2 protein-coding genes are annotated in these 1,512 nt (G+C 41.5%); both read right to left on the bottom strand.

Annotated elements, in window-relative coordinates; genetic code table 11:
- Nucleotides 1–179: 179 nt before the first annotated feature.
- Complete coding sequence (gene deoR, locus T518_RS11275) at nt 180–1,124, bottom strand: DNA-binding transcriptional repressor DeoR (protein WP_036379013.1); 945 nt, start codon at nt 1,122–1,124, stop codon at nt 180–182.
- A 134-nt stretch (nt 1,125–1,258) separates the two neighbouring features.
- On the bottom strand, nt 1,259–1,512 hold a 254-nt coding region (locus T518_RS11270; protein WP_036379011.1), incomplete at its 5' end, for a PfkB family carbohydrate kinase.

Below are 1,512 nucleotides of genomic sequence, written 5' to 3'. Positions count from 1 at the left end.
AGTTCAAAACTGCGCATTGAGGTGGATTAGTTCGCTATTATAAAACGAGGGAATATTTCATATGAAATATTCCCTCGTTTGTTTCGTCTATTCGATTACCTCAAATGGAATTTCAAATGCCAGGCGGCCGAGTACCTTGGATATAAGATTCTGTTATAGCAGATGATGACATTGCTTGTTCAGTTCATTTCTTTTAAAGCAAGGGCCGTATACTGATCGGTAATCAGTACATTCATATAACCGGCTTTGAGCGCTGCATGGATGGCCCGGAGCTTTTCTTTGCTACCGGCAACTAGGATACGCGTTTCCTTTTTTTGAAATTCGTCAAGCTGTATGCCGGCAGTGCGGTTGTTGAGTTCTTCATCTACGATTTTTCCATTATCATCATAAAATCGAGAGCAAAGATCACCGGCAGCTTTCTGACTAAGGAGTTCGCGATCATTTTCGTTGATGTAATATCCGAGATGGAACAGAATGGATTCATCTGATGCTGGACCCACTGTTACAACAGCGATATTAGCTCGTCTTCCCATGTCGAGGATGTTCTTTACATATTTATCCTGTTCGACCAAGCGTTTTACTTCAGTATTGTCGAACATGACAGGGATGGGTAAGAATATTCCTGTAGTAGAGAAAGCTTTAGCAACAAGAGTAATGATTTCATGTGCATATGTATTGAGCTTCGAGTAACTGATACCACCTTTTAGCTGTACAACCTGTACTTTTTTGACAGGTTTTGACTTTAGATGCAAGGCCATTTGATAGAGCGAGGATCCCCAGCCTATGCCGATGATATCATTATCTTTGACAATTTCATATAAATATTCGGCGGCTTTCAGCCCAATTGCCTTTTTGATTTCATCGTTTTTATTGAGAGGAACGTTAGCAATCTTTACAGTCTTCAAATTGTATTTTTTACACAGTTCATCTGCCAAAGAAAGGCCTCGTTCGGTAGGATCGATAATCCTTATCTGTACAAAGCCATGTTCTTTGGCGTATTGCAATAATCTCGAGACAGAGGGCCTTGAAATCCCTAGTTCATTGGCTATTTTCTGCTGGCTCATATCGGATTCATAATACAATTTTGCAACATTGATGCTCAATCGGTCCTTATCCTGCTCCATGTCATCATCTCCTCGTATATCGTTAGCTGTACTGCCAAGCTCATCATCTATTATATATCGGATGCATCCAAAGGTTCAAATTTATATAGTGCTCACAAAAAAAGACTCTCCGAGGGGGACGGAGAGTCTTCTTGTTATGCGTTAAGCAGTTTTACCACATCATCTTTTTCCGGATACGATTTTTGTGTGCCACGTTTTGTGACGCTGAGTGCAGCGAATGCACTCGCTGTCTTCATGGATGCGAGGATATCGCCGGATTGTACATAGCAGCAAGCAAAGCATCCAATATAGGCGTCTCCAGCACCAGACGTATCGATGGCATTGACTTTGAAGGGCTTTACGAGATGCTTTCCTTCTTTGTTGATCCACATGGATCCATGAGAACCCA

The organism is Mitsuokella jalaludinii DSM 13811 (assembly GCF_000702905.1).
Lineage (GTDB): Bacteria > Bacillota > Negativicutes > Selenomonadales > Selenomonadaceae > Mitsuokella > Mitsuokella jalaludinii.
The sequence above is the reverse complement of the archived record's forward strand: the minus strand, read 5'-3'. Positions and strand labels throughout refer to the sequence as shown.

What these genes read in the sequence shown, in the direction of transcription:
- deoR (WP_036379013.1), bottom strand. Translation starts at nt 1,124, where the DNA reads ATGGAGCAGGATAAGGACCGATTGAGCATCAATGTTGCAAAATTGTAT.